Source organism: Sulfitobacter sp. G5_S2_6_S6, assembly GCF_054968505.1.
In genome coordinates, this window is the sequence record NZ_JBQKUI010000002.1 from 224,380 (window position 1) to 250,097 (window position 25,718).

The following is a 25,718-nucleotide window of genomic DNA, read 5'->3' on the forward strand; positions in this document are numbered from 1 at the left end:
TCATGGTCGCACTCACACCTATCTCCCGCAAACCCGTCGGTTTCTATGTACCGGTTGTCGCAGCAGCAGGTGCCTTTGCCGGGCTCTTTGTCGGCACCGCCCAAGGCAGCGGACTGCTGGGCATCCTGATCGGAGCCCTCTCAATGGGGGCGCTGGCCTTTGTGCTGACGCAGCTGATCAAGAACGAAACCATCGCCCGCTGGACCTCTGTCATTCTGCTGGCGGTGATCGGCTTTATTCTGGGCGGCGTGCCCTTGCTGGTCCTAGGGGCCATCTTCGGCTGGTTCTTCGGCTGGTTCAGCTTCTGGCTCTACGAGGGACGCTACCGCGCCAAGGTCGCGCCCTACCTAACCCCGGGTCAGGTGCTCTGGCACTTTGCCTTCCGCATTATTTGCGGCGCGATCCTTGTGTTCCTGATCACACCGATCCTCGTGGTCATGCCACTTAGCTTCAACGCCGAGAACTTCTTTACCTTCACCCCTGAAATGCTGCGTTTTGATCCCGAAGGGTATTCGCTGCGCCACTACAAAGACTTCTTCAGCAGCTCCGCATGGCAAGGTGCCGTCTGGAACTCGATCAAGATCGCCCCGGCCGCGACCCTTCTGTCGGTCAGCTTCGGCACCCTCGCGGCGATTGGCCTGAGCCAGCAGCACGTGCCGTTCCGGCGCGCGATCATGGCCATCCTGATCTCGCCCATGATCGTCCCGCTGATCATCTCGGCGGCGGGCATGTACTTCTTTTACAGCCGCGTCGGCCTGCAGGGCACATATGTCGGCGTTGTTCTGGCCCACGCGGCCTTGGGCATCCCCTTCGTCATCATCACCGTCACCGCGACACTGGTGGGCTTTGACCGCTCTCTCACCCGCGCGGCGGCGAATATGGGGGCCAATCCGGTCACGACCTTCTTCCGCGTGCAAATGCCGTTGATCCTGCCGGGCGTGATCTCGGGCGGTTTGTTCGCCTTCATCACCTCGTTTGATGAAGTCGTCGTGGTGCTCTTTGTCGGGTCTGCCGGTCAGAAAACGCTCCCGTGGCAGATGTTCACCGGCCTGCGCGAACAGATCAGCCCCACGATCCTTGCCGTGGCGACGATCCTCGTGGTCATCTCGATCTGCCTGCTGACCGTGGTCGAACTGCTGCGCCGCCGCTCCGAACGGCTGCGCGGGATGTCACCCGGCTAAGCCGCTTCCAAATGGTTTAAAATCCTCGCCGAAGGCACGCGCCGGACCCAAAGGTCCGGCGCGTTTCATTTACGCCAGATTATTCCGCCGCGGCTGCGCGCAGCGCCTCCAACAATCGGGGGGAGGCATAGCCGTCAGGCACAAGCCCCTGCGACAATTGGAACTCGCGCACCGCATTGATGGTCAGCGGGCCGATCTTGGCGTCGATCTGGACCGTATCAAACCCCTGCGCCGTCAACTGCGTCTGAAGCTCGATCCGTTCGTCATAGGTCAGCGCGCGGTCTTGCACCGGCCAGCTGGCCTCGATCGGCCCGCCCCCGGCGATACGGTCCGCCAGATGCCCCACACCGATCACATAGGCATCGGCCGAATTATAGCGTTCGATCACCGCGAAATTGGCATAAATCAGAAACGCCGCACCCTCTGTCCCACCGGGCAAAAGCAGGGACGCAGGGCCGTGATCCCCCAGCGACCCTGTCACAGGGCGCACCCCAAGCGCACGCCATTCCGCGGACGTTTTCAGGATATCCCGCCCCGCCAGAAGATAGTCGAACCCCTCGGGCAGCCGTACCTCGACGCCCCAAGGCTGCCCCTGGACCCATCCGAAATGCTTGAGATACGCCGCGGTAGAGGCAAGCGCGTCACGTGGATCATCGCTCCAGATATCGCGTTTGCCATCGCCGGTGAAATCCTCGGCATATTGCTGGAAAGACGAGGGCATGAACTGCGTGTGACCCATCGCACCAGCCCAACTGCCCTGCATCCTCGCGGGCGTGGTATCGCCCGCCTGCAAGATCCGCAGCGCGTCCAGCAGCTCCCCTTCAAAGAACGCCCTCCGCCGTCCGTCATAGGCCAATGTCGCCAGCGAGCTGAGCACCGGATCGCTGCCCCTAAAGGTGCCATAGGCGCTTTCCAGCCCCCAGATCGCGGTGACGATCTCTTTCTCGACGCCATAGCGCGTTTCGATCTGGGATAGCGCGTCGGCCTGCTCGGCCAGCGCCTTCTTCCCGTTGGTGACCCGTAGATCAGAGGTCGCGGTCTCCAGATAGGCCCAGATTGTTTTGGTGAATTCGGATTGGTTGCGGTCGCGGCGGATGACCTGCGGGTCATAGCGCACGGTCTGCATCGCGCGGTCAAAGACCGCACCGTCGATCCCTGCGGCCAAGGCACGCGCACGGAAGGCGGTCACCCAGTCCTGCAATCCTGCCGCGTTGCCCGGCTTTTGCACCATGGCGGGTGGGCGCGCAGTACCCTCGGCCCCCGCAGCGATAGCACCTGTGGCAGCCGTCACCGAGAGTGTCACCCCGCCAACCAATGCGCCAATTTTCAGCAGTTCCATTCCCGCGCCCTTCCCCAGCATCACGCTGCAAGCCTAGCGTCAAACGCCGCGCCCAGAAAGGCGGAGTTGCCCGCTGTGCGTGTTACTGCCTGCCTGTTCCTGCCTCGTGTTCCCGTTCTGGGGTCAGCGTCGTGTGCGTTTGACCTTGCGTTTCACCTTATCCGCCTTGCGCTTGGCTTTGACACCCTTGCGCTTGGGGTTGGTGCGGCCCGCAGGCCCACCGCGTCCGCGCCGCACCCCTTGGCCGCCCTTGGGCAGGGCGTCACCCTCAAGCGTCAACAGCTCCAGCGCGATGCCCCCGGTGACCGGGACCGCCTCTGACAGGCGCACGGTGACACGCTGCCCGACAGAGATGATCATGCCCGTATCCGACCCCATCAGCGTGCCGGCTTCTTGGTCGAAATGGAAATACTCGCGCCCCAGCGACCGCATGGGCAGCAGCCCGTCGGCACCGGTTTCGTCCAGCTTCACAAAGGCTCCAAATCGCGCCACGCCGCTGATGCGGCCCGAGAATTCATTGCCCACACGTTCCGACAGATAGGACGCGAGATAGCGATCGGTGGTGTCGCGCTCTGCCATCATCGACCGGCGTTCCGTGTCCGAGATATGCGCGCCGGTCTGTTCGATATCCTCGATATCATGCTGGCTTAGCCCGTCATTGCCCCAGCCATGGGCAGTGATCAACGCGCGGTGCACGATCAAATCCGCATAGCGCCGGATCGGAGAGGTGAAATGCGCGTAGGACCGCAGCGCCAGACCAAAGTGCCCGATATGCGCAGGCCCGTAATAGGCTTGCGTCATCGACCGCAGGGTCGACAGGTTGATCAGCTCGGCATCATCAGTGCCCGCCGCATCGTTCAGCAGCTTGTTCAGATGGCGCGTATGCAGCACCTGTCCCTTGGCCAGCGTATAGCCCGCCGCCTGCGCGGTTTCGCGCAAGGCGTCCAGCTTGGCGGGAGACGGTTCTTCGTGGATGCGATACAGCAGCGGCGTTTTCTTGGACAGCAGAGTTTCGGCGGCGGCGACATTGGCCAGCACCATGAACTCTTCGATCAAGCGGTGCGCATCCAGCCGGTCCTTGAAGTTCACCGATTTCACGGTGCCGTCCTTGTCCAGCTCGATCCGCCGCTCGGGCAGGTCAAGGTCCAGCGGCTGACGCTCGGCGCGGGCGGCTTTCAAGGCAGCATAGGCGGCGTAGATCGGTTTTAGCACAGCATCCAGCAACGGGCCGGTGCGGTCATTGGGGGCACCGTCAATCGCGTCCTGCACCTCTTCGTAGTGCAGCGAAGCGGGAGAGCGCATCAGCCCGCGATGGAAGCTATGGCCGATCTTGTTGCCCGCCGCATCCAGCACCATGCGGACAGCGATACAGGCCCGCGGCACGCCTTCGTGCAACGAACACAAATCCCCCGACAGACGATCGGGCAGCATCGGCACCACACGGTCGGGGAAATAGGTGGAATTGCCCCGTTTGCGCGCCTCGCGGTCCAGCGCAGAGCCGGGGGTGACATAGGCGGCCACATCGGCAATCGCGACCCAGACGACATGGCCGCCCTCGTTCTTGGGGTCTTCGTCAGCATGGGCATAGCATGCGTCATCATGGTCCCGCGCGTCCGACGGGTCGATGGTGATCAGGGGCAGGTCGCGCAGATCCTCGCGCCCTTTCAGGCCCACTGGTTTCGCGGCATCGGCCTGCGCCATCACGTCGTCAGGAAAGTCGTCGGGGATACCATGCTGGTGGATCGCGATCAGGGACACAGCCTTGGGCACCGACGGGTCCCCCAGCCGTTCAACGATACGCGCCCGTGGCGATCCCATGCGCGCCTTTGGTCCGGCCTGCTCCGCCTCGACCAGCTCGCCATCCTTGGCCCCGTGGGTCGCGTCTCCGGGCACCCACCATTCCTTGTCGGACCCTTTGTCGATGGGCACAATGCGCCCGCCCTCTGTGGTCTTGCGGAAGATGCCCAAGACCCGCTGCGGGTTCGCCCCGATGCGGCGGATCAGCCGCGCCTCGTAGTGGTGGTCTTGCGCCTGTACCAGCGTCAACCGCGCCAGAATACGGTCGCCCGCACCCAAGGCCGGGTCAGAGGCACGGGGGATCACCAGCACCACGGGCTCCACGCCTTCGCCCTGCCACTCCATCGGTTTGGCAAACAGATCACCATCCTTGTCCGGCCCCGTGACCTGCAACACAGACACCGGCGGCAAGCGGTCAGGGTCCTGATAGCTGCGCTTGCGCTTTTCCAGATGGCCTTCGGCCTCCAGCTCTTTCAGCACGCGTTTCAGATCGATCCGGGCCGCCCCCTTGATGCCGAACGCCTTGGCGATGTCACGCTTGGCGGTCAGAGTGGGGTTTTCGGCGATCCAGTCAAGGATCTCGGGCTTTGAAGGTATTTTGCTCATGCTTCACGAGGTAGCACGCGCACCCCGCTTCGTCATGGGCAAATCGTCGATTGTATCCACGTCCCGCAATGTGGCGACCTGTGCGATGCGGTGATCGGGCAGCGTGGCGACGGTATCGGCCAGCGCATGCTCCGTGGACCAGCGGACGTTTTCAAACAGGCGCGGCGGCACGGGGCGGGCGCGTTTCAGCCCGACCAGCCAATAGCCCCCGTCCGGTGCAGGCCCGAACACCGCGTCATGCGACCCGAGCGCGTGAAACGCATCGGCCACCCGCGCCGCGGTCACACCCGGAATATCCGCCCCGATGACACAGACCGGCCCCGCGGGCGCGGCACGCAGCATACGGCCCATACGGTCGCCTAGATCACCGCGCCCCTGCGGCCAGCGCGGTAGATGCGCGGGCCAGACACGGCTGGACAGCCCCGCCCGATCCGGCGCGACCGCCAGCACCACCTGCCAGCGCGGGTCTTGCACACGGCGGATCAACGCGCGGGTCTGATGCCGGAACCACCACGCGGCAGCGGTCATGCCCAGATCACGGCCAAGCCGCGTCTTGACCCGCCCCGGCAGCGGCTCTTTCACCATGATGACCAGCGTGCGGTTCAAAGCGACAGCACCATCTCGCGATGATCAATGCCGGCGTCGTCAAAGACCGGCCCCTGCGCCACGAACCCCAGCTTTTCGTAGAACCCCAAAGCATGCAACTGCGCGCCGAGCTTCACGAAGCGCACGGCAGGATCCTTGCGCGCCTCGTCTACCGCCGCGCGGATCAACGCCGCGCCAAGCCCCGTACCGCGGTGGGATTTGATCACACATACGCGCCCGATCTTGGCCGTATCACCCTTGATATGCATCCGCGCCGATCCGATCGGCAGCTCTTCCTCGGTGGCAAGGAAATGCGTCGCATCATCGTCGCGTTCGTCCATTTCATCGGCTTCCGACACGTTCTGCTCTTCGATAAAGACGATCCGGCGCAGCAGGTGACAGCTGGCGAGGTCTTCGGTCACGGCGATATGGGCGGTCATGCGAAATAGTCCTTCAGGATGCGGGTATAGATGGATTTGAGCTGGTGGATCTGCGCCACGTCGACGTTTTCGTCGACCTCGTGCATGGACTGACCAACCAGCCCGAATTCAACCACAGGGCAATGGTGCTTCATGAACCGCGCATCCGACGTCCCGCCAGAGGTGGATAGCTCGGGCGTCACCCCCGTCTCTGCCTGCACCGCTTTGGACACCAGATCAGACAGCTCACCCGGTGGCGTGATAAAGCTCTCGCCCGAAATCTTGACCTTTAGCTCGACCTGCACGCCAAAGCTGTCGCGGATCGCGGCGGCCTGTTCCTCCAGCCAAGTGGTCAGGCTATCGCCCGAATGCTTGTCGTTAAAACGGATGTTCACCGTCGCGCGGGTTTCAGCGGGGATCACGTTGGTCGCGGGGTTGCCGGTATCCACGGTGACAATCGCCAGCGTGGAGGGATCGAAATGGTCCGTCCCCTCGTCCAGCTGATGCGAGGCAAGCTGATCCATCAGCCGCATCATCGCAGGCATCGGGTTATTGGCGCGGTGAGGATAGGCCGCATGGCCCTGTTTGCCGATCACGCGAAAATGCGCGTTCAGCGACCCGCGTCGCCCGATCTTGATCATCTCGCCCATTTTGTTCGGACATGTCGGCTCCCCCACCAGACAAACATCCATCCGTTCGCCCGCCTCTTGCATGTAATCCAGCAAAGCTCGGGTGCCGTCGATGCCTTCGGCTTCCTCGTCGCCGGTGATTGCCAGCACGATGGACCCATCCGGGGGCGTATCGCGGACAAAGTCGATGGCCGCGGCGGTAAAGGCTGCCACACCGGATTTCATATCGGTGGTGCCGCGCCCGTACATGATGCCGTCTTTGATCTCTGCGCCAAAGGGCGGCATCGTCCAGTCGGCCTCGTTCCCGATGGGCACGACATCGGTGTGACCGTTAAAGCCAAAGCTGCGGGTGTTACCCTTGTTGCCCCAACGCGCAAAGAGGTTCTTGATCCCGCCACGGTCCGCCCAGGCACAGTCAAACCCCGCCTCGGTCAGCAGATCGAACAACACGTCTTGCGCGCCCCCGTCTGCGGGGGTGACCGACGGGCAACGCACCAGTTTGGCGGTCAGGTCTACGGGATCGATGCTGGACATATCAGGGCTCCTTCGGCGTGTGTCGCGGTGTCGCCCTACATTTGTGGGGAAAATGCACCAAAGCCAAGGGGCAGCGCGGAAATACACAAAGCGGTGAGCCACATAGCCCACGCCAGCGCTGCAAAGCCGCGCAGGAACCTTAGTCGAAGAAGGGCGTCATCTGCGCAATAATGACAGAGTTTTCGTCCAGCGCCCGCGCCATCAAGGCCCGTTCGTCTTCGTCAATCTCGTGGCCTTCGGCCTCGCGGTCCGCAATCGTGCCATATCCGGTCACGTCCAGCGGGTTGGTATCGGCCTGTTTCAGGATGGCGACCGTCTCGCGCACGGCTTCCGCTTCGTCGATACCCGAGGCAAAGCACATCAGCGCAGCGCCCGTCGCCTTGTCCGGCAGGCCGTCGCCCTCTTTGCGGCCAATCTCGACTAGCAGCGTATAGACCTGCTGGCGTGACGGTTTCTTGGGTTTCTTCTGGTCAGACATAAAAAGGGCCACCGCATTAAGATGCGGCAGCCCTATCGTGTTCTGTGTCGTCTGAAAAGGGTCAGCTACGTCCGCGTACCAAACGTGTGACCCAAATCAACAGGCAGGCCCCGATGACGCCGACGACCAGCTGACCAATCCAGCCACCCAAGGTCGCACCGACGATTGTCATCAGCAGGAAGTTGGCAACGATCGCGCCAATGATCCCCAGAATAATGTTCATGATCAGCCCCATATCGGACTTCATGATCTTTTCCGCGATCCAACCGGCCAGACCACCGACGATTATTGCTGCGAACCAACCCAGACCTGTCATTTCCAATTCTCCATAAATCTTGTTTCATAGAGTGAACTCACAGGTCTGTGAAAAGGTTCCCTTAGTCGCGCAGCAGCTCGTTGATCGAGGTTTTGGAGCGGGTCTTTTCGTCGACGCGCTTCACGATCACGGCGCAATAAAGGTGCACACCGTTCTTCGACGGCATGGACCCCGCCACAACGACCGACCCCGCCGGCACTTCGCCATAGAAGACTTCGCCGGTTTCACGGTCGAGGATCTTGGTCGACTGGCCGATGTAGACCCCCATCCCCAGAACGGAGCCTTCGCGGACGATACAGCCTTCGACCACCTCGGAACGCGCACCGATAAAGCAGTTGTCTTCGATGATTGTCGGGCCGGCCTGCATGGGCTCGAGCACGCCACCGATGCCAACGCCACCCGACAGGTGGACGTTCTTGCCGATCTGCGCGCAGGACCCGACGGTCGCCCATGTGTCAACCATTGTGCCGCTGTCGACATAGGCACCAATGTTCACAAAGGACGGCATCAGCACGACGCCCGGCGCGATATAGGCCGATTTGCGCACGACACAGTTGGGCACGGCACGAAAGCCTGCCTCTTTCCAGTCGGCGTCGTTCCAGCCTTTGAACTTGCTATCGACCTTGTCCCACCAGCCGCTGCCCTGCGGGCCGCCGTCTTGCTGTTCCATATCCTTGATACGGAAGCCCAGCAGGACCGCTTTCTTGGCCCATTGGTTCACATGCCAGTCGCCGTTCTCCATCTTTTCGGCAACGCGCAGCTTGCCGCTGTCCAGCGCGGCCAGCGTGTCTTCGATCGCGTCACGTGTTTCGCCGGTGGTGGCCGAAGTGATCGTGTCACGGGCGTCCCAGGCGGCTTCGATGGCGGTTTCAAGTTGGGCGTTCGACATGGGTGTAGCTCCGGCGAATGAGGGTCAAATGTTGCGCTTGGCTATACAGTCGTCGGGGCTGTGGTGCAATGACGTCGGATGGCGTGGTCATTTGCGGCAAAGGCAGGCATGTTGCAGCAAAGGGCGCCCGTCGCCCGCACAGACCGGAGAGTATGATGACCGAATCCAAACGCCACCCCTTGCGCAAGGCCGGCGACGACCGCGCCACCGCGCAGGATGTACCCGACACGCCGCAAACGCGCGCCCCGGCATACCGGCTGGCCTTTACCGATGACGACTTCATGTGCCGTCAGGAGTTGCGCCCCGTCCGGCTGCAACTGGAATTGCTCAAGCCCGAGATGGAACTGGACGCCCATGGTGTGAAATCCACCATCGTCCTGTTCGGCGGCGCGCGTATTCCCGCCCCTGCCCATAAAGACAAGGCCCGCACCAAGACACTGGCCGATCTGTCCCATTTCTATGACGAGGCCCGCGAATTCGCGCGGCTGATGACGCTGAAATCGATGGAGAGTGACGGGCAAGACAACGTGATCGTCACTGGCGGTGGCCCCGGCGTGATGGAGGCTGGCAACCGCGGTGCCGTCGACGCCGGCGGGCAATCTATCGGGCTGAACATCGTTCTACCCTTCGAACAGGCCCCGAATGAATATGTCACACCGGAGCTGTGCTTTAACTTTCACTACTTCGCGATCCGCAAGATGCATTTCCTGATGCGCGCGCGGGCGATCTGTGTCTTCCCCGGCGGCTTTGGCACGCTGGACGAAATGTTCGAGACGCTGACCCTGATCCAGACAGGCCGGATGAGCCGCGTGCCGTTCCTGCTGTTCGGCCGTGCCTTCTGGGAAAAGATCATCAACTGGGATGCGCTGGCAGACGCGGGCACGATCTCTGATCAGGATCTGGACCTGTTCCAATTCGTTGAAACCGCCGACGAGGCGATGAAGCTGATCGAGAACTGGGATACAGCCCCCGCCCGAAAGGAAGTCCCCGGGCGTTCAAAATAAAAGGTTCCGGTCAGATCAGGCGCAAAGATCGGCCGGAAGCACACAGACCTCAACGTGATGCGGCAGCGTTTCCAGAACGGACCCGTGGTCCGTGTCACGTACCCCATAGCCATAGCCGGCCAGACGATGTTTCCATTCGCGGTAGGACAAGGCGCTTTCGCGTTCGCGGGTCACAAGCGCCAGTACATCGGCAGTGATAAAGGCGTCGTTCTTGATAATAACAGTCATCGCAGTATCGCTCCTGATTGTGTTGTCGATGGAAACAATATTCTGGGCGATCATGACTTAATTTCTGCTTAAATGTGGCGGGGCCAAGGTCATTTCAGGGTGACCCCGCCACAATCAAACGCCTTGAAATGCAAACAGCCGCCCCAATCGGGACGGCTGCATCGTGGATTTCACGTTGAATTAAGGGCAGTTACATCCCCGCGTCAGCCTCGATCTGCTTGCGGGACTTGCGTTCGCGCTCTGTCGCGGATTTCAACTGACCGCAGGCCGCCATGATATCTTCACCCCGCGGTTTACGCACGGGCGAGGCGTAGCCTGCCTGATACACGATCTCGGAGAACGCGCGAATGCGGTTGTTCGACGACCGCTTATACGGCGCGCCGGGCCATTCGTTGAACGGGATCAGGTTGATCTTGGCGGGGATACCGCGGATCAATTCAATCAGACGATGCGCATCGGCGTCTGAATCGTTCACACCATCCAGCATGACATATTCGAACGTGATCCGTTCAGAGTTGCTGACCTTGGGGTAGGCCCGCAGCGCCTCGATCAGCTCGGCGATGTTCCAGCGTTTGTTGATCGGCACCAACTTGTTGCGTACCTCGTCCGTGGTGGCGTGGAAAGATACAGCCAGCTGGCAGCCAATCTCTTCGGCGGTGCGCGCGATCTCTGGCACAACACCGGAGGTCGACAAGGTGATCCGGCGGCGCGACAGCTGGATCCCCTCGGGGTCCATCGCGATCTTCATCGCGTCGCGCACATTCTCGAAGTTATACAGCGGCTCGCCCATGCCCATCAGTACGATGTTGGACAACAGCCGCGGCGCATCGGTCAGCGTACCGGGCACGGGCCATTCGCCCAGATCATCCCGCGCCACCATCACCTGCCCGATAATCTCGGCCGCGGTCAGGTTGCGCACCAGCTTTTGCGTGCCAGTGTGACAGAAGGAACAGGTCAACGTGCAGCCGACCTGAGAGCTGACGCACAAGGTGCCGCGCCCCTCTTCGGGGATATACACCACCTCGACCTCATGACCGCCCGCGATGCGCACCAGATATTTGCGCGTGCCGTCTTCGGACACCTGTTTGGTCACGACCTCGGGCACCTCGATCACGAACTTCTCGGCCAGCTCGGCACGGAAGGCTTTCGATAGGTTGGTCATATCGGCAAAATCGCGGGTGCCCCATTGATAGATCCACTGCCAGATCTGCCCCACACGCATCTTCGCCTGTTTCTCCGGCGTGCCTTCCGCGATCAACGCGGCGCGCATGGCATCACGGGTCAACCCGACAAGGTTCACCGGCCCCTCCGCCTGCTTACGCGGAATGGTCATGACATCTTGAGTAATCGGCGCGGTCGCAGACATGGGGATTCTCCGGTGTGCAGGGGTTTGAGCGCTCTATATAGGGATTTTTCCCTAAATCAAAAGGAAACGCCGCATTGCTGGGCCGGGCTGAGTGCATAGCTTCGCCCGTCATGGCCGATTTATCGACCAAACCCTTGGTGTGAAAAAGCCCCGCCAATGGCAGGGCTTTGCGATCAGTTCAGGCGGAAAAACCTAGCCGCCGCAGCGTTTGGCCGCATCTTCAACCGCAGCTGTGAACCCCAGAAGCGAGAACGTGTCCTCGGTCTGCGTCCCACGCCCGGAACGGCCCGTCAGCTTGGCATCCGCGCCACGTTTCATCGCGGCGATGATCTTGTTGTCGTCCTCGGTGGTCGCAGGCCAAGCCCATTCGCCTTCGGTGAACAGCTCGAACGTGGTGCCGCCGATGTTCATGTTGACCGTCGACCCCGAAGCAAAGGGATAGCCGCCGGTAAAGGCCACCTGCCCCTTGGCCCCCGCGCTTGGACGGTAAAAGACCATCAGCAGGGTCTGGCCACGGTTCACCGCCACAACGCGACCATCACGGGAGTTTACGGATTCTTTCGGCGTGGACACGCCCCAGCATTCGGTCGGGTTGTCTTCGACGAATACGCTCCAGTCCGTCTCTGCTGCCACGCGGTTCGTGCTTTGCGCTTGCGCGAAAACGCTGCCTGCGCTCAGACCCGCCAGCGCCGCCGCAAAACCAATCGTCCTAAAGTTCATCATCTACCTGGGCCTCCAGCCGCCATTAACCTCAACATCACAACAATTCCCCAATGGCAGCCCTTCGGGAGGCGCTCTTGATCAAAGGAACTGTATTTCTCTCGTCAACAAGCATAATAACGGCAAACAGGCGACACACGAAACCCTGATTGGCAGGAATTCGCCAACGAAAAGGATAATTCATGACCCAAGCAGCCCCCTTTGCTGAAATCTGGCGTGGTCCGTTTCTGGAAAGCGTGCATTCGGGTCATGCGGTGGTCTGTGATAGCAGCGGTCAGATCCTGCAGGCTTGGGGCGATCCCGACACGGTGATCCTGCCGCGCTCCTCTGCCAAGATGATCCAGGCGCTGCCCCTGATCCAGTCCGGTGCCGCCGATGCCTATGGCCTTGGGCCCCAACATCTGGCGCTGGCCTGCGCGTCCCATCAGGCGGCGGATTTGCATGTGGGCATCATCTCTGACTGGCTCAAGACGTTGGGGCTGGACGACAGCGCCTTTCGCTGCGGCACGGCAGTTCCCGGTGACGAGGCCGCGCGCAATGCGCTGGTGTGTTCCGGCACGCAGCCTTGCCAGATCCACCATGAATGTTCCGGCAAACACGCAGGGTTCCTGACCGTAAACACCCATATGGGCGGCAGTGCGGATTACGAAAAGCCGGACCACCCGGTGCAACGCGCCTGTCTCGAGGCGTTCGAGCGTGTGACCGGCACCACCTCGCCCGGCTTCGGGATCGACGGCTGCTCTGTCCCGAATTTTGCAACTACGCTACATGGTATGGCCCGAGCGATGGCGCATTTCGCCGCTGCTCCCGATGGGTCGGCCGAGGCGCGGCTGCATCAGGCCATGCGCCTGCACCCCGACCTTGTCGCCGGCGAGACCCGCGCCTGCACCAATCTGATGCGCGCGATGAACGGCAAGGTCGCGCTCAAAACCGGGGCCGAGGGGTTCTTCATCGCGATCCTGCCGGATCAGAACATCGGCGTGGCTCTCAAGGCGGCCTGTGGCACCAAACGCGCGGCCGAATGCGCGATCACCTCGATCCTGGTCAAACTCGGCGCGCTCGATCCGAACCACCCCGAAGCGTTGAAATACCGCAATGCCCCGATAGAAAACCGGCGCGGCATCATCACGGGCACGCTCAAACCTGCCGCTGGCTTTGCGTAACGTCGTTTCCAAATGGTTAAAAATCCCGGGGTATGGGGCAGCGCCCCATGCAGTTTGCGCGCCTAGATGACGAATTCGTCCTTGGCGTACCCCTGCACATAAAGCAGCGCCGTCAGGTCGCCAAAGTTGATCCGCACGTCACATTCCGCCGCCACGGCGGGCTTGGCGTGCAGCGCCACCCCCATGCCCGCGCGCGCCAGCATGCCCAGATCGTTTGCCCCGTCTCCCACGGCAATCACGTCATCCTCTGACAGCCCCAGGCGCGCGGTGATCTGTTCCAGCGCATCGACCTTGGCCTGTTTGCCCAATATCGGCACGCCAACGTCGCCCGTCAGCACGCCATCCGATGCGATCAGCGTATTCGCGCGGTTCTCGTCAAAGCCAAGCGCCTCTGCCACGGCGGCGGTGAACGCCGTGAAACCGCCCGACACAAGCGCCGCATAGGCCCCATTTGCCTTCATCGTGGCGATCAGGGTCTTGCCGCCGGGCATATGGGTGATCCGTTCGGCCAGCACGCGGGTGATCACCGCCTCGTCCAGCCCCTTTAACAGACCAACCCGTTCGCGCAGGGCAGCGTTGAAATCAAGCTCTCCGTTCATGGCGCGGGCGGTGATATCTTTGACGCGGTCCCCGACCCCGGCTTCATCTGCCAGCTCGTCGATACACTCCTGCTGGATCATGGTGCTGTCCATGTCCGCCAGCAGCATCTTCTTGCGGCGGCCTTCCGACGGGGTGATCACCAGATCGACCCCCATCCCCTGACATTCGGCCCAGACATCCCAGCGATTGCCCGGCATCCGCTTCATGTCAAAGCCCGCCGCCTCGTCCGGAGCAAGCCAGACAGCATCCCCGCCGCCCCATGCGTTGCGCACAGCATCGACCAGCGACGCCTCAAGCTGCGGGCGTTGAGGGGAGGTTAGCAGGGTCACACTATGCATGGGTCAGGTCCGTTCGGGTCAAATCAGTCTGGGGCGCATCTTGCGCATTGTTTTAACGGGGTTTCCACCCCTGTTCCAGCGCTCCTGCGGGGGAAGGTTGCGCGCCTTGCCAAAGCGGCCCGAACAGACCTCCTTGCGCGTTATCTTGTCCGCCCTTATGTTACAAAATATGAAAACTGAAAAATGTCAGGTAACATTTAAGTTGCGTCGAATCGCGACTATCCCTACGCTCGTCAACCAAGGGAGACTTTCATGGACGCTTTTATTTGTGACGCGCAGCGCACACCCATCGGCCGCTTTGGCGGCGCATTGTCATCGGTCCGCGCCGATGATCTGGCAGCGGCACCGATTGCCGCACTGATGGCCCGCAATCCTGATCTGGATTGGTCCAAAATCGATGACGTGATCTTTGGCTGTGCCAACCAGGCCGGCGAAGACAATCGTAACGTGGCCCGTATGGCGGCCCTGCTGGCCGGCCTGCCGGTCGATGTGCCCGGTGCAACGATCAACCGTCTGTGTGCCTCTGGCATGGATGCGGTCGGCGTCGCGGCCCGCGCGATCAAGGCCGGCGACATGGATCTGGCGATTGCCGGCGGTGTCGAAAGCATGACTCGCGCGCCCTTCGTGATGCCCAAGGCGGAAACCGCCTTCTCGCGCAACAACGCTGTCTATGATACCACCATTGGCTGGCGCTTTGTGAACCCCAAGATGAAGGCGCAATACGGCGTCGAATCCATGCCCGAAACCGGCGATAACGTGGCTACGGATTATGATATCAGCCGCGAAGATCAGGACGCCTTTGCCAAGCGCAGTCAGGACCGCTGGGAAGCGGCGGACAAGGCCGGTGTTTTCGCCGACGAGATCACCCCCGTGTCGATCCCGCAGCGCAAGGGCGACCCGATTGTCTTTGACCGCGACGAACACCCGCGCCCCGGCACCACGATTGAAGCGCTGACCAAGCTACGCCCGATCAACGGCCCCGACCTGACCGTGACCGCGGGCAATGCTTCTGGCGTCAACGACGGCGCGGCGGCGATGCTGATGGCCTCTGAGGCGGCGGCGTCGCAGCACGGGTTGACCCCGATTGCACGCGTCGTCGGTATCTCTGCCGCCGGTGTTGAGCCGCGCGTCATGGGCATCGGCCCTGTTCCTGCCAGTCAGAAAGTTCTGGCCCGCGCAGGTCTGACCATCGACCAGATGGATGTGATCGAACTGAACGAAGCATTCGCGTCGCAAGGGATCGCCACATTGCGCGCGCTTGGCGTGGCGGATGATGCGCCTCATGTGAATGCCAACGGCGGCGCGATTGCCATCGGTCACCCGTTGGGGATGTCCGGTGCCCGTCTGGTCATGACCGCAGCCCTGCAGTTGAAACGCACAGGCGGCCGCTATGCGCTGTGCACCATGTGTGTCGGCGTCGGCCAAGGCGTCGCCATCATCCTCGAACGCGCTTAACGCAATTATCCCCCTGAAAGGATCTGAACGATGTATGCACAGATGATCAAATCCACCGGCCAAGGTGTCAAATCTCTCGAAGAGATGGATCCGCAGGAACGCGCCTTTCAGGAACGGATAAATGCGGGCGGCAAGATCGAACCGAAAGACTGGATGCCGGAGGGGTATCGCAAGAACCTGATCCGGCAGATCGGCCAGCACGCGCATTCGGAAATCGTGGGCCAGTTGCCAGAAGGCAACTGGATCACCCGCGCCCCGACGTTGGAGCGTAAGGCGATCCTGCTCGCCAAGGTGCAGGACGAGGCAGGCCACGGTCTGTATCTCTATTGTGCTGCCGAAACACTGGGGGTCAGCCGTGACCAGCTGACCCGCGACCTTCTGTCGGGCAAAATGAAATACAGCTCTATCTTCAATTATCCGACCCTGACATGGGCCGATATGGGGGCTGTCGGCTGGCTCGTGGATGGGGCCGCGATCATGAACCAAGTGCCGTTGCAACGCACATCCTACGGCCCCTATGCCCGCGCGATGGTGCGTATCTGCAAAGAGGAATCGTTCCACCAGCGCCAGGGCTACGACATCATGATGAAGATGGCCAAGGGCACAGACGCGCAGCGCAAGATGGCGCAGGACGCGCTCAACCGCTTCTGGGGCCCCGCGCTGATGATGTTTGGCCCGTCGGACGAAAACTCTGTCCATTCGGCGCAATCGATGGCGTGGAAGATCAAGATGAACTCCAACGACGAACTGCGTCAGAAGTTCGTCGATGAATGTGTCCCGCAGGCCGAGTATCTGGGCCTCACCGTTCCCGACCCCGATCTGAAATGGAACGAGGAACGCGGGCATTACGACTTTACCCAGCCCGATTGGGACGAATTCTTTGACGTGCTCAAGGGCAATGGCCCCTGCAATACCGAACGGCTCGCCGCGCGCAACAAGGCGTGGGACGACGGCGCGTGGGTGCGGGACGGTTTGATGGCACATGCGGCGAAGAAACGCGCCGCGAAACTGGCAGCGGAGTAAGCAAGATGAGCAGCCCAGAAGCAAAACCCTACCCCGGCACCCAAGCGGTCGACCACGGCAAGGCGCGCGCCGATGAATGGCCCCTGTTCGAGATTTTCATTCGCGGTCAGCACGGGCTGAGCCATCGCCACGTCGGGTCGCTTCACGCCGCTGACGCCGAAATGGCGATCAAGAATGCCCGCGATGTTTATACGCGCCGCAACGAAGGCGTGAGCATCTGGGTCGTCGAGGCCGCCCATATCGCCGCCTCCTCGCCCGAGGAAAAAGGCCCGCTGTACGAGCCCGCCAACGACAAAGTCTACCGCCACCCCACCTTCTTTGACATTCCAGACGAAGTGGGGGCGATGTGAGCACGGCAAATATAGACCCTAACAAAGGTGATTTGTTCGAATTTTTATGCCGGATGGGGGATAACACCCTTGTTCTGGGACACCGCGTCTCGGAATGGTGCGGCCACGCCCCCGTGCTGGAGGAAGACATCGCGCTGGCGAATACCGCGCTGGACCTGATCGGCCAAACCACGCTTTGGCTGGATCTGGCGGGTAAGGTCGAAGACGCGGGTCGCGATGCGGATCGGCTTGCCTTTCACCGTGACGTCTGGGATTTCCGCAATCTGTTGTTGGTCGAACAGCCCAACGGCGATTTCGGCCAGACGATCATGCGCCAGTTCCTGTTTGACGCATGGCACCTGTCGCAGCTGACCGCCCTGATGGAAAGCAGCGATGCACAGATCGCCGCCATCGCGGAAAAGTCGAGCAAAGAGGTGACCTACCATCTGGAGCGCGCGACAGACACGGTGATCGGCCTTGGCGACGGCACCGAGGAAAGCCACCGCCGCATGCAGAACGCGTTGGACCTGTTGTGGCCCTATGTCGGGGAAATGTTCGTCGCGGACGCCGTGGACGAGGCTATGGTCGCGACGGGCATCGCGCCCGATCCTGCCTCCCTGCGCGCCGCCTATGATACTTTGGTGAACGATGTCTTCACCGCCGCCACGTTGACACGGCCCGAAAGCGATTTCGGGCATCGCGGCGGCAAATCCGGTAAACGCCATTCGGAACATCTGGGGCATATGCTGACGCAGATGCAATGGCTGCAACGCGCCTACCCGGATGCGACATGGTAGTCGAAAAGCCTTCGTTAGAGACTGTTTGGGGCTGGCTCCACGCCGTGCCGGACCCCGAGATTCCGGTAATCTCGCTGACCGACCTGGGGATCATCCGCGATGTGCAATGGCAGGATGACACGCTAGAGATCACGGTGACGCCGACCTACTCCGGCTGCCCCGCGACGACGATCATCAACCTTGATATCGAAGCGGCATTGCGCGGGCACGGGATCGAAAAACTGGCTCTAAAGCGGCAACTTTCGCCTGCCTGGACCTCTGACTGGATGACCGAGGCGGGCCGCGCCAAGCTGGAAAGCTACGGCATCGCCCCGCCCCAACCCGCAGGTGGCCCCGAACGCTGCCCCCGGTGCCAATCGACGCATCTGGAAAAGATCAGCCAGTTCGGATCGACCCCCTGCAAGGCGCAATGGCGCTGCACCGACTGTCTGGAACCCTTCGATTATTTTAAGTGTATCTGACCCATGAGCCAATTCCTCCCCTTATTAGTGACTGATATTCACCGCACCATCCGCGACGCGGTGGTCTTGACCCTGCAGCCCGAAGACCCAAAGGCATTTGCCTTCAAGCAGGGTCAGTATCTGACCTTCAAACAGGATTTCGACGGGACCGAGCTGCGCCGCAACTATTCCATTTGCGCCGGTCTGGATGACGGCGTGCTGCAAGTGGGGATCAAGCGGGTCGATGGCGGTGCCTTCTCTACCTTTGCGAACGAGGTATTGAAGGTCGGGGATACGCTGCATGCCATGCCCCCCCAAGGCACGTTTTCCGCCGGGTTAGAGCCTGATCGCGCGCGGAATTACCTTGGCTTTGCCGGCGGGTCGGGGATCACGCCCGTGCTGTCGATCCTCAAGACGGTGCTGAAACGCGAGCCCAAATCGACCTTTACGCTGGTCTATGCCAACCGCGCTGTGAACACGATCATGTTCCGCGAAGAGCTGGAGGATCTCAAGAACCGCTATATGGGCCGGTTGAGCGTCATTCACATGCTGGAAAGCGGCCAGGACATCGACCTGTTCACCGGCCGTGTAGACCAGAATAAATGCGCCGAATTGTTCAAGACCTGGATCGAAGTGTCGGACATGGACATGGCCTTTATCTGCGGGCCGGAGCCGATGATGCTGGCCATCGCGGATGCCCTGAAAACCCACGGGTTAGAGCCTGAACAGATCAAGTTCGAACTGTTCAGCGAAAGCCAACAGGGCCGTCTGGCGAAACAGGAAATGGCCAAGCGCAGCGAAGGTCAGGCGCAAACGCAGGTAACCGTGAAAATCGACGGCGCGCAGCACAGCTTTACCATGGCCAAGGGGCAGTCGGTGCTGGATGCCGCGCTAGAGAATAACCTTGATGCGCCCTTTGCCTGCAAGGCGGGGGTCTGTTCGACCTGCATGTGCAAGGTCACCGAAGGCGAGGTCGAGATGCTGTCGAACCACGCGCTTGAGGACTACGAAGTTGAACGCGGATACCGGCTGAGCTGCCAAAGCTATCCGCTGAGCGACACGCTTTTCATTGACTACGACCATCACTAAGGGGCCCAATATGCGCGATATCCAAAGCTTTGCCGCCGGACAATGGATCAACCCCGGCGCCGGTGCACGCAACATCGCAAGTGCTATCACCGGCGATGTGATCGCCCAAGCCGGCAATGACGCGCTGCAGGTTCAGACGATGCTGGCCTATGCCCGTGACATCGGCGGCCCTGCCCTGCGCAAGCTCACATTTCACGACCGTGCCCGGATGCTCAAGGCCGTCGCGCTGTATCTCAATGACCATAAACAGAGCCTATACGAGCTGTCGTTCGACACAGGTGGCACGCAGGCTGACCACATGATCGATGTGGATGGCGGGATCGGCACGATGCAGGTCTACGCCGCCAAAGGTCGCCGCGAGATGCCGGATGATCAGGTCTATCTTGATGGTCCCGCCGAACAGCTGGGCCGCGCGGGTCAGTTCATGGGCCGCCACATCTGCACGCCGTTGCAGGGCGTTGCAGTGCATATCAACGCTTTCAACTTCCCCGTTTGGGGCATGTTGGAAAAGCTCGCCCCGACGCTGCTGGCCGGGGTGCCTGCCATCGTCAAACCCGCCACCGCCACCTGTCAGGTGACCGAGGCCTGTTTCCGCCTGATGATCCAATCCGGCATTCTGCCAGACGGCGCGATACAGTTGGTGACGGGGGGCTTGGGCGTTATGCTGGACCACCTCGATTGTCAGGATGTCGTCAGCTTTACCGGCTCTGCCGAAACCGCGCTGAAACTGCGCAGCAATCCTGTGTTGGTCGAACGCTCCGTCCGGTTCGCGTCTGAACAGGATAGCCTCAATGCCTCTGTGTTAGGGTCTGATGCGGGCCCCGGCACGCCCGAGTTTGATCTGTTTGTGAAAGAGGTCCAGCGCGAGATGACGGCCAAGGCGGGGCAGAAATGCACCGCCATCCGCCGGATCATGGTACCGCAACCCCATGTGGATGCGCTGATCGCCGCGCTGTCGGACCGGCTGGCCAAAGTCACCATCGGCGATCCCCGTCTTGAAGGCACCAAAATGGGCGCGCTTGTTTCGCAATCGCAGCGCCGCGACGTGCTCGAGAAAGCCGCCCTGATCGGGTCAGAGGCGACGCGTGTCTTTGGCGACCCCGATGCCTTTGCGGTCGAGGGGGCGGATGCCCAGAAAGGGGCCTTTGTCCCGCCGATGCTGTTCCACTGCGCCGATCCCGATGCCGCCACGCATGTGCACGACACCGAGGCTTTTGGCCCTGTGTCCACCATCATGCCTTACCGCGACACCGATCACGCCATCGCGCTGCTGAACAAAGGCAAAGGGTCACTGGTCGCATCCATCATCACCCGCGACGGCGAGACCGCACGCAACATGGTGATGGGCGCAGGCGCGTTTCACGGGCGGCTCTATTTCAACAACCGCGACTCGATGGCCGAGGCGACGGGCCACGGTGCCCCCCTGCCCCATATGGTCCACGGGGGTCCGGGGCGCGCAGGCGGCGGCGAGGAACTGGGCGGCGTGCGCGGCGTCATGCACTATATGCAGCGCACCGCCATTCAGGGCAGCCCCGATATTCTGACCGCCATCGGCAAGCAATGGGTGCCCGGCGCGACCGAGATTTCGGACCGCGACCACCCGTTCACCCGCCGCTTTGGCGCGCTGGATTTGGGCGAGACTTTCAATTCTGCCAGCCGCACCGTGTTGCTGGAGGATATCGAGACGTTCGCCAATTTCACCGGTGATACGTTTTACGCGCATATGGATGACGCCGCCGCCAAGGCGAACCCGTTCTTTCCGGGCCGTGTTGCCCATGGCTATCTGTTGCTGAGCTTTGCCGCAGGGCTGTTCGTGCAGCCTGACCCCGGCCCTGTGCTGGCGAATACCGGGCTGGACAACCTGCGCTTTATGGCACCGGTGCAGGCGGGCGACAGCATCAAGGTCCGGCTTAGCGTCAAGGCAAAGACGCCTCGCAATGACGAATACGGTGAGGTACGCTGGCACGTGACCCTGACCAATCAGGATGATGCCGCCGTGGCCGAGTATGAATTGCTGACGATGAATGCCTATTGACGACTTTGACCTTGCGATCGCCCCACTGAAAGACCTTGGCGGCCAGCGCGTCTGGTCTTTGATGATCAGTCTCTTTGGTGATCTGGCCCGACAGGAAGGGCAGATCATCGGCGGGCCGGTGCTGTCGGCGATCATGTCGGCGATGGACGTCCGTCCCGAGGCCGCGCGCGTGGCTCTGCATCGTTTGCGCAAGGACAAATGGATCGCGTCCGAGAAACACGGGCGGATCAGCCATCACAGCCTGACACCCCAAGGCCGCGCCCAAAGTCAGGCGGCCAGTGGCCGGATCTACGCCACGCCTGACGATCTGCCCGAGCACTGGCTAATGGTCGTGACAGATGACGCCGAGACCGGCCCGCTGGAAAAGGCGGGGTTCACCACGTTGATGCCGCGCCTATATGTCGGGGACGCCGCCCTGCCTGTGCCGAAAGATGCCGCCACGCTGCCCGGTCAGGCTGCCCCCGACTGGATGAAACGCCAGCTAGAGCCTGCCTCCCTTGCCGAAAGCTATGCGCAGCTGTCAGACGCCTTGCACCATGTCGCGCGCGATCTTGCTGGTGCCGACACGCTAACGCCGTTGCAAATTGCGACCCTGCGCTGCCTGATCGTGCATAATTGGCGCCGCCTTGCGCTGAAGCACCCCGCGCTGCCGCGTCCGCTGATCCGCGATGATTGGGCCGGTCTGGTCGCGCATCAAAGGGTTGCTGCCCTGCTCGCGGCCTATCCACGCCCCGACCTGCCGGAAATCGCCACCGCCTGAGGCCGCGCAGAAAGCGATGCTTTCCCAACGCGCGCCGTCGGGATATAGGGAGGGCATGACAAATACAGTTTACCAAAATGACCTGCCCGACGGGCTGAACCTTGGACCGATGGTCGCGATCGATTGCGAAACCATGGGGCTGCATCCGCACCGTGACCGGCTGTGTGTGGTGCAGTTGTCCGGCGGTGACGGGAACGCGCATCTGGTCCAGATCGCCAAGGGCCAGACCGAGGCCCCTAATCTTTGTGCCCTGCTTGAAGACCCGCATGTGCTCAAGCTGTTCCACTATGGCCGGTTTGACATCGCCGCTTTGCTGAACACCTTTGGGGCCAAGGCCGCGCCGGTCTATTGCACCAAGATCGCCAGCCGACTTGTGCGCACCTATACCGACCGCCACGGGCTTGCCAAACTCTGCCAAGAACTGCTGAGCGTCGATATCTCCAAACAGCAGCAATCCAGTGATTGGGGTGCCGAGACGCTGACCAAAGCGCAGATCGACTATGCCGCCTCGGACGTGCTGCACCTGCACAAGCTGCGCGACGTGCTGAACCAGATGTTGATCCGCGAAGGACGCATCGAGCTCGCGCAAGCGTGCTTTGAATTTTTGCCAACCCGTGCCCAACTCGATTTGGACGGCTGGCCCGAAACGGATATTTTTGCACACGCATGACCACACCTTTCCTAGATACCGCCCGCCGCGTCATCCGCACCGAAGCCCAAGCGCTTGAACAACTGGCCGACAGTCTGGACGACCGTTTTCGTCAGGCCATCGACCTGCTGGTCGCGACCCGTGGGCGGGTGATTGTCACCGGCATCGGCAAATCCGGCCATATCGCCAAAAAGATCGCCGCAACGCTGGCAAGCACGGGCACGCCCGCGCAGTTCGTCCACCCTGCCGAGGCAAGCCACGGCGATCTGGGGATGATCACTGGCGATGATGTGGTGCTTGCGATCTCGAACTCGGGCGAAGCGCCGGAGCTGGCCAATCTGATCGCCTATTCGCGCCGCTTTTCCATCCCGCTGATCGGCATCACCAGCCGCGCGCAAAGCAGCCTTGGCGCGCAATGCGACGTGGTTCTGGAACTGCCGCAATTGGCAGAGGCCTGCGGGACCGGCGTGGTGCCTTCGACATCGACCACGATGACACTGGCGATGGGGGATGCTGTGGCGATTGCCCTGATGGAAAACCGCGCCTTCACCGCCGAACATTTCCGCGAATTCCACCCCGGTGGCAAACTTGGCGCACGGCTTAGCCGCGTCGCTGATCTGATGCACACGGGCGATGCGCTTCCGCTGGTGCAGGTCGATGCCCCGATGTCCGACGCGCTGATGGCGATGAGCAGTAAATCCTTTGGCGTGGTGATTGTCACCGACAGCAACGGCGCGCTTGCCGGTATCATCACCAGCGGCGATTTGGGGCGTCACCTTGACGGGCTGATGTCCAAAACCGCGCGCGAAGTCATGACGCCGACCCCTGTCACCGTCGCACCCGACGCGCTGGCGGAAAAGGCCGTGGGCATCATGAACGCCCGCAAGATCACCTGTCTGCTGGTGCTGGACCCCGCCCAAGGGGACGTCCCCGCGGGTCTGCTGCATATCCACGACTGCCTACGCGTCGGTCTGGGCTAGGGCGCGATGCAGGGGGACCGTTACACAAGGCTGATCTCTTGGCTCAAGGTGCTGTTCCCCTTGGCAGCGCTTGGCCTGCTGTCGACCCTGTTCCTGCTGTCGCGCGCGATTGATCCCGGGCAGGCCATCCCCTTTGCCGAGAAAGAGGTGCAAGATCGCCTGCGCGACCAGCAGATCACCGGCCCCTTCTTTACCGGCGCAACGTCAGAGGGGGACGAGCTGTCGTTCTATGCCGATGTGCTCACCCGCCCCGACGGGCAGACCGGCATGAACCACGCCGAAAACCTGCGTGCGACGATCAACACCCCCGAGGGATCGACCTTTCGCCTGCAATCGGATCTCGCCGATTTTGACATCGCCGAGGACGTGGCCGATCTGCTGGGCAAGGTGATCCTGACGACCTCGACCGGATACCGGTTGCAAAGCGAAAAGATCACGTCAGAACTGTCGGGGCTGAATATCCAGTCGCCGGGCGCGGTCCACGGCACTACTCCAGGTGGTACGCTGGAGGCTGGTGCCATGTCGATAACGCAAACAGATGAACAAACCGCCCCCCAATTGGTTTTCACAAACCGGGTGAAGCTGATATACAAACCGAAATCCAAATCAGAGTGACGCACGTGAAACACCTACTGCTGCCCGTTTTCCTGCTCCTTTCCGCGATGCCAATCGCCGCACAAGGGACCAATGTGGCCTTTGGGTCGATCCGTCAGGATACCGGCCTGCCCGTCGAGGTGACCGCCGACAATCTTTCAGTCGATCAAGGGGACGGATCGGCTGTTTTCACTGGGAATGTGCTGATCGGTCAGGGCGAGATGCGCCTGTCCGCCGCACGCGTTCTGGTTGTGTACCGTGCAGAGGCCGAAGGCATCGCGCGGCTTGAAGCGACGGGCGGTGTGACCCTTGTCTCGGGCAAGGACGCCGCCGAATCAGAGCGCGCGGATTACGACATCGACACAGGCACGATCGTGATGTCGGGGAACGTGCTGCTGACCCAAGGGCGCAATGCGCTCAGCTCTGACACGATGAGCGTCAAGCTGTCGGACGGCACGGCGCAGATGTCCGGCCGCGTGAAAACGATCCTGCAAACGGGTAGCAACAACTGATGTCTTCCCCGAATTTGACGGTCACGGATGGCGCAAGCGGTCTGCGCATCGAACACCTGCGTAAATCCTACCGCAAGAAAACTGTGATCCGCGACTTCTCGATGGAGCTGAACCGGGGCGAGGTTGTTGCCCTGCTGGGGCCGAACGGGTCCGGCAAGACGACCACGTTTTACGCCGTGGCCGGGCTGGTCATGCCCGAAGGCGGCACTGTCACGATTGATGGCAAGAACGTCACCACCCTGCCGATGTATCGCCGCGCACAGCTTGGCATCGGCTACCTCCCGCAAGAGATGAGCATCTTTCGCGGGCTGAGCGTGCAAGACAATATCTCGGCGATTCTGGATATCTCTATCTCTGACGCGCGCGGGCGGCGTGAACGGCTTGAAGCCTTGCTGTCGGAATTTTCCATCGAACACCTGCGCCGTGCGCCTGCCTTGGCCCTGTCAGGCGGGGAGCGTCGCCGCGTGGAAATCGCCCGTTGTCTGGCGGCCGATCCCAAATACCTGCTGCTCGACGAGCCCTTTGCGGGCGTGGACCCGATTTCGGTGGATGACATCCGCCATCTGGTTGCCGATCTGAAAAAGCGCGGCATCGGCGTGCTGATCACCGACCATAACGTTCGGGAAACATTGGATATTGTGGACCGTGCCTACATCTTGCACGAAGGCACTGTGTTGATGTCCGGCACCCCCGAAGAGGTCGTGCAGAACGAGAATGTGCGCCGGGTCTACCTGGGCGATAACTTCCGCATTTCCTAATCAACTACAGACATATTGCGCTAGTTTCCGCACATCCATGCGCCGGATTCATTTGACAACGCGGCCCAATCACGCGCTCAATAGGACTATGGCGAGACGGCGTAT

28 protein-coding genes are annotated in these 25,718 nt (G+C 61.5%); 16 read left to right on the forward strand and 12 right to left on the reverse strand.

Going from position 1 to position 25,718, the window contains the following annotated elements; translation table 11 throughout:
* Positions 1-2 precede the first annotated feature (2 nt).
* Positions 3-1,181, forward strand: coding sequence for an ABC transporter permease (locus ACTRWK_RS05135; RefSeq protein WP_037942574.1), 1,179 nt, complete (start codon positions 3-5; stop codon positions 1,179-1,181).
* A gap of 79 nt (positions 1,182-1,260) precedes the next feature.
* On the opposite strand, the gene ACTRWK_RS05140 is transcribed toward ACTRWK_RS05135, so the two are convergent.
* The 8 genes from ACTRWK_RS05140 to dapD all read right to left on the reverse strand — a co-directional run bounded on the left by ACTRWK_RS05140 (position 1,261) and on the right by dapD (position 8,773).
* The gene (locus ACTRWK_RS05140; protein ID WP_289081360.1) at positions 1,261-2,520 is read right to left on the reverse strand and encodes a lytic murein transglycosylase; all 1,260 of its coding nucleotides are present in this window, start codon (positions 2,518-2,520) and stop codon (positions 1,261-1,263) included.
* A gap of 123 nt (positions 2,521-2,643) precedes the next feature.
* Positions 2,644-4,923, reverse strand: a complete 2,280-nt coding sequence (rnr, locus tag ACTRWK_RS05145; RefSeq protein ID WP_289081361.1) for a ribonuclease R — start codon at positions 4,921-4,923, stop codon at positions 2,644-2,646.
* A 3-nt stretch (positions 4,924-4,926) separates the two neighbouring features.
* Complete coding sequence (locus ACTRWK_RS05150; protein ID WP_289081362.1) at positions 4,927-5,529, reverse strand: TIGR04282 family arsenosugar biosynthesis glycosyltransferase; 603 nt, start codon at positions 5,527-5,529, stop codon at positions 4,927-4,929.
* The gene (locus ACTRWK_RS05155; RefSeq protein ID WP_289081363.1) at positions 5,526-5,948 is read right to left on the reverse strand and encodes a GNAT family N-acetyltransferase; all 423 of its coding nucleotides are present in this window, start codon (positions 5,946-5,948) and stop codon (positions 5,526-5,528) included. The genes ACTRWK_RS05150 and ACTRWK_RS05155 overlap by 4 nt, the downstream gene beginning before the upstream one ends.
* Positions 5,945-7,090, reverse strand: a complete 1,146-nt coding sequence (gene dapE, locus ACTRWK_RS05160; protein ID WP_289081364.1) for a succinyl-diaminopimelate desuccinylase — start codon at positions 7,088-7,090, stop codon at positions 5,945-5,947. Before dapE ends, ACTRWK_RS05155 begins: the two co-directional genes overlap by 4 nt.
* 139 nt (positions 7,091-7,229) lie before the next feature.
* A complete protein-coding gene (locus ACTRWK_RS05165; protein WP_005850537.1) occupies positions 7,230-7,568 on the reverse strand; it encodes a hypothetical protein in 339 nt (112 codons plus the stop codon).
* Between the two features lie 61 nt (positions 7,569-7,629).
* Complete coding sequence (locus ACTRWK_RS05170) at positions 7,630-7,884, reverse strand: GlsB/YeaQ/YmgE family stress response membrane protein (RefSeq protein ID WP_005850538.1); 255 nt, start codon at positions 7,882-7,884, stop codon at positions 7,630-7,632.
* 61 nt (positions 7,885-7,945) lie between these two features.
* Positions 7,946-8,773 carry a 2,3,4,5-tetrahydropyridine-2,6-dicarboxylate N-succinyltransferase gene (gene dapD, locus ACTRWK_RS05175; RefSeq protein ID WP_005850539.1) on the reverse strand — a complete coding sequence of 276 codons (828 nt, stop codon included), beginning with the start codon at positions 8,771-8,773 and terminating at the stop codon, positions 7,946-7,948.
* Positions 8,774-8,925: 152 nt separating this feature from the next.
* Between dapD and ACTRWK_RS05180 the strand changes: the two genes are divergently transcribed.
* Positions 8,926-9,777 (forward strand): LOG family protein, encoded by an 852-nt coding sequence (locus ACTRWK_RS05180; RefSeq protein ID WP_168593084.1) that lies wholly within the window; start codon positions 8,926-8,928, stop codon positions 9,775-9,777.
* A 15-nt stretch (positions 9,778-9,792) separates the two neighbouring features.
* Here the strand turns inward: ACTRWK_RS05180 and ACTRWK_RS05185 are convergent, their stop codons facing one another.
* The 3 genes from ACTRWK_RS05185 to ACTRWK_RS05195 form a co-directional block, all read right to left on the reverse strand.
* Complete coding sequence (locus ACTRWK_RS05185; RefSeq protein ID WP_005850541.1) at positions 9,793-10,005, reverse strand: hypothetical protein; 213 nt, start codon at positions 10,003-10,005, stop codon at positions 9,793-9,795.
* Between the two features lie 190 nt (positions 10,006-10,195).
* Complete coding sequence (gene rlmN, locus ACTRWK_RS05190; protein WP_037942562.1) at positions 10,196-11,371, reverse strand: dual-specificity RNA methyltransferase RlmN; 1,176 nt, start codon at positions 11,369-11,371, stop codon at positions 10,196-10,198.
* 192 nt (positions 11,372-11,563) lie between these two features.
* A complete protein-coding gene (locus ACTRWK_RS05195; RefSeq protein ID WP_005850544.1) occupies positions 11,564-12,094 on the reverse strand; it encodes an invasion associated locus B family protein in 531 nt (176 codons plus the stop codon).
* 179 nt (positions 12,095-12,273) lie between these two features.
* Between ACTRWK_RS05195 and ACTRWK_RS05200 the strand changes: the two genes are divergently transcribed.
* A complete protein-coding gene (locus tag ACTRWK_RS05200; protein ID WP_289081365.1) occupies positions 12,274-13,254 on the forward strand; it encodes an asparaginase in 981 nt (326 codons plus the stop codon).
* Between the two features lie 62 nt (positions 13,255-13,316).
* Here the strand turns inward: ACTRWK_RS05200 and serB are convergent, their stop codons facing one another.
* Positions 13,317-14,192, reverse strand: coding sequence for a phosphoserine phosphatase SerB (gene serB, locus ACTRWK_RS05205; RefSeq protein WP_005850546.1), 876 nt, complete (start codon positions 14,190-14,192; stop codon positions 13,317-13,319).
* A 252-nt stretch (positions 14,193-14,444) separates the two neighbouring features.
* Here serB and pcaF point away from each other — a divergent pair, with 252 nt between their 5' ends.
* The 13 genes from pcaF to lptB are packed head-to-tail and all read left to right on the forward strand — an operon-like array spanning position 14,445 to position 25,613.
* On the forward strand, positions 14,445-15,647 hold the full coding sequence (pcaF, locus tag ACTRWK_RS05210) for a 3-oxoadipyl-CoA thiolase (protein WP_037965533.1): 1,203 nt from the start codon (positions 14,445-14,447) through the stop codon (positions 15,645-15,647).
* Between the two features lie 30 nt (positions 15,648-15,677).
* Positions 15,678-16,670, forward strand: a complete 993-nt coding sequence (paaA, locus tag ACTRWK_RS05215) for a 1,2-phenylacetyl-CoA epoxidase subunit PaaA (RefSeq protein WP_009825611.1) — start codon at positions 15,678-15,680, stop codon at positions 16,668-16,670.
* 5 nt (positions 16,671-16,675) lie between these two features.
* Entirely contained in the window at positions 16,676-17,020 is a 345-nt protein-coding gene (paaB, locus tag ACTRWK_RS05220; protein ID WP_005850550.1) for a 1,2-phenylacetyl-CoA epoxidase subunit PaaB, read from the forward strand.
* Positions 17,021-17,073: 53 nt separating this feature from the next.
* Complete coding sequence (paaC, locus tag ACTRWK_RS05225) at positions 17,074-17,796, forward strand: 1,2-phenylacetyl-CoA epoxidase subunit PaaC (protein ID WP_462843827.1); 723 nt, start codon at positions 17,074-17,076, stop codon at positions 17,794-17,796.
* On the forward strand, positions 17,790-18,257 hold the full coding sequence (gene paaD / locus ACTRWK_RS05230; protein WP_462843812.1) for a 1,2-phenylacetyl-CoA epoxidase subunit PaaD: 468 nt from the start codon (positions 17,790-17,792) through the stop codon (positions 18,255-18,257). Before paaC ends, paaD begins: the two co-directional genes overlap by 7 nt.
* A 3-nt stretch (positions 18,258-18,260) precedes the next feature.
* Positions 18,261-19,325, forward strand: coding sequence for a 2Fe-2S iron-sulfur cluster-binding protein (locus ACTRWK_RS05235; RefSeq protein ID WP_462843813.1), 1,065 nt, complete (start codon positions 18,261-18,263; stop codon positions 19,323-19,325).
* Positions 19,326-19,335: 10 nt separating this feature from the next.
* A complete protein-coding gene (gene paaZ / locus ACTRWK_RS05240) occupies positions 19,336-21,360 on the forward strand; it encodes a phenylacetic acid degradation bifunctional protein PaaZ (protein WP_289081368.1) in 2,025 nt (674 codons plus the stop codon).
* Positions 21,350-22,120 carry a PaaX family transcriptional regulator C-terminal domain-containing protein gene (locus ACTRWK_RS05245; protein ID WP_037942547.1) on the forward strand — a complete coding sequence of 257 codons (771 nt, stop codon included), beginning with the start codon at positions 21,350-21,352 and terminating at the stop codon, positions 22,118-22,120. The genes paaZ and ACTRWK_RS05245 overlap by 11 nt, the downstream gene beginning before the upstream one ends.
* Before the next feature lie 55 nt (positions 22,121-22,175).
* Positions 22,176-22,790 (forward strand): ribonuclease D, encoded by a 615-nt coding sequence (locus ACTRWK_RS05250; protein ID WP_005850559.1) that lies wholly within the window; start codon positions 22,176-22,178, stop codon positions 22,788-22,790.
* Positions 22,787-23,749, forward strand: coding sequence for a KpsF/GutQ family sugar-phosphate isomerase (locus tag ACTRWK_RS05255; protein WP_064217285.1), 963 nt, complete (start codon positions 22,787-22,789; stop codon positions 23,747-23,749). The genes ACTRWK_RS05250 and ACTRWK_RS05255 overlap by 4 nt, the downstream gene beginning before the upstream one ends.
* A 6-nt stretch (positions 23,750-23,755) precedes the next feature.
* On the forward strand, positions 23,756-24,364 hold the full coding sequence (gene lptC, locus ACTRWK_RS05260) for an LPS export ABC transporter periplasmic protein LptC (RefSeq protein ID WP_037942544.1): 609 nt from the start codon (positions 23,756-23,758) through the stop codon (positions 24,362-24,364).
* Positions 24,361-24,855 (forward strand): LptA/OstA family protein, encoded by a 495-nt coding sequence (locus ACTRWK_RS05265; RefSeq protein WP_005850563.1) that lies wholly within the window; start codon positions 24,361-24,363, stop codon positions 24,853-24,855. The genes lptC and ACTRWK_RS05265 overlap by 4 nt, the downstream gene beginning before the upstream one ends.
* The gene (gene lptB, locus ACTRWK_RS05270; protein ID WP_005850564.1) at positions 24,855-25,613 is read left to right on the forward strand and encodes an LPS export ABC transporter ATP-binding protein; all 759 of its coding nucleotides are present in this window, start codon (positions 24,855-24,857) and stop codon (positions 25,611-25,613) included. Before ACTRWK_RS05265 ends, lptB begins: the two co-directional genes overlap by 1 nt.
* Positions 25,614-25,718 lie beyond the last annotated feature (105 nt).

Coding starts and splice junctions, on each gene's coding strand:
- rnr (WP_289081361.1), bottom strand. CDS start 4,923: ATGAGCAAAATACCTTCAAAGCCCGAGATCCTTGACTGGATCGCCGAA.
- dapE (WP_289081364.1), bottom strand. CDS start 7,090: ATGTCCAGCATCGATCCCGTAGACCTGACCGCCAAACTGGTGCGTTGC.
- ACTRWK_RS05140 (WP_289081360.1), bottom strand. CDS start 2,520: ATGGAACTGCTGAAAATTGGCGCATTGGTTGGCGGGGTGACACTCTCG.
- rlmN (WP_037942562.1), bottom strand. CDS start 11,371: ATGTCTGCGACCGCGCCGATTACTCAAGATGTCATGACCATTCCGCGT.
- ACTRWK_RS05250 (WP_005850559.1), top strand. CDS start 22,176: ATGACAAATACAGTTTACCAAAATGACCTGCCCGACGGGCTGAACCTT.
- ACTRWK_RS05195 (WP_005850544.1), bottom strand. CDS start 12,094: ATGATGAACTTTAGGACGATTGGTTTTGCGGCGGCGCTGGCGGGTCTG.
- paaA (WP_009825611.1), top strand. CDS start 15,678: ATGTATGCACAGATGATCAAATCCACCGGCCAAGGTGTCAAATCTCTC.
- ACTRWK_RS05235 (WP_462843813.1), top strand. CDS start 18,261: ATGAGCCAATTCCTCCCCTTATTAGTGACTGATATTCACCGCACCATC.
- ACTRWK_RS05165 (WP_005850537.1), bottom strand. CDS start 7,568: ATGTCTGACCAGAAGAAACCCAAGAAACCGTCACGCCAGCAGGTCTAT.
- lptB (WP_005850564.1), top strand. CDS start 24,855: ATGTCTTCCCCGAATTTGACGGTCACGGATGGCGCAAGCGGTCTGCGC.
- paaC (WP_462843827.1), top strand. CDS start 17,074: ATGGGGGATAACACCCTTGTTCTGGGACACCGCGTCTCGGAATGGTGC.
- paaZ (WP_289081368.1), top strand. CDS start 19,336: ATGCGCGATATCCAAAGCTTTGCCGCCGGACAATGGATCAACCCCGGC.
- serB (WP_005850546.1), bottom strand. CDS start 14,192: ATGCATAGTGTGACCCTGCTAACCTCCCCTCAACGCCCGCAGCTTGAG.
- dapD (WP_005850539.1), bottom strand. CDS start 8,773: ATGTCGAACGCCCAACTTGAAACCGCCATCGAAGCCGCCTGGGACGCC.
- ACTRWK_RS05170 (WP_005850538.1), bottom strand. CDS start 7,884: ATGACAGGTCTGGGTTGGTTCGCAGCAATAATCGTCGGTGGTCTGGCC.
- ACTRWK_RS05155 (WP_289081363.1), bottom strand. CDS start 5,948: ATGACCGCCCATATCGCCGTGACCGAAGACCTCGCCAGCTGTCACCTG.
- ACTRWK_RS05185 (WP_005850541.1), bottom strand. CDS start 10,005: ATGACTGTTATTATCAAGAACGACGCCTTTATCACTGCCGATGTACTG.
- ACTRWK_RS05200 (WP_289081365.1), top strand. CDS start 12,274: ATGACCCAAGCAGCCCCCTTTGCTGAAATCTGGCGTGGTCCGTTTCTG.
- ACTRWK_RS05245 (WP_037942547.1), top strand. CDS start 21,350: ATGCCTATTGACGACTTTGACCTTGCGATCGCCCCACTGAAAGACCTT.
- paaD (WP_462843812.1), top strand. CDS start 17,790: ATGGTAGTCGAAAAGCCTTCGTTAGAGACTGTTTGGGGCTGGCTCCAC.
- pcaF (WP_037965533.1), top strand. CDS start 14,445: ATGGACGCTTTTATTTGTGACGCGCAGCGCACACCCATCGGCCGCTTT.
- ACTRWK_RS05180 (WP_168593084.1), top strand. CDS start 8,926: ATGATGACCGAATCCAAACGCCACCCCTTGCGCAAGGCCGGCGACGAC.
- ACTRWK_RS05255 (WP_064217285.1), top strand. CDS start 22,787: ATGACCACACCTTTCCTAGATACCGCCCGCCGCGTCATCCGCACCGAA.
- ACTRWK_RS05135 (WP_037942574.1), top strand. CDS start 3: ATGGTCGCACTCACACCTATCTCCCGCAAACCCGTCGGTTTCTATGTA.
- lptC (WP_037942544.1), top strand. CDS start 23,756: ATGCAGGGGGACCGTTACACAAGGCTGATCTCTTGGCTCAAGGTGCTG.
- paaB (WP_005850550.1), top strand. CDS start 16,676: ATGAGCAGCCCAGAAGCAAAACCCTACCCCGGCACCCAAGCGGTCGAC.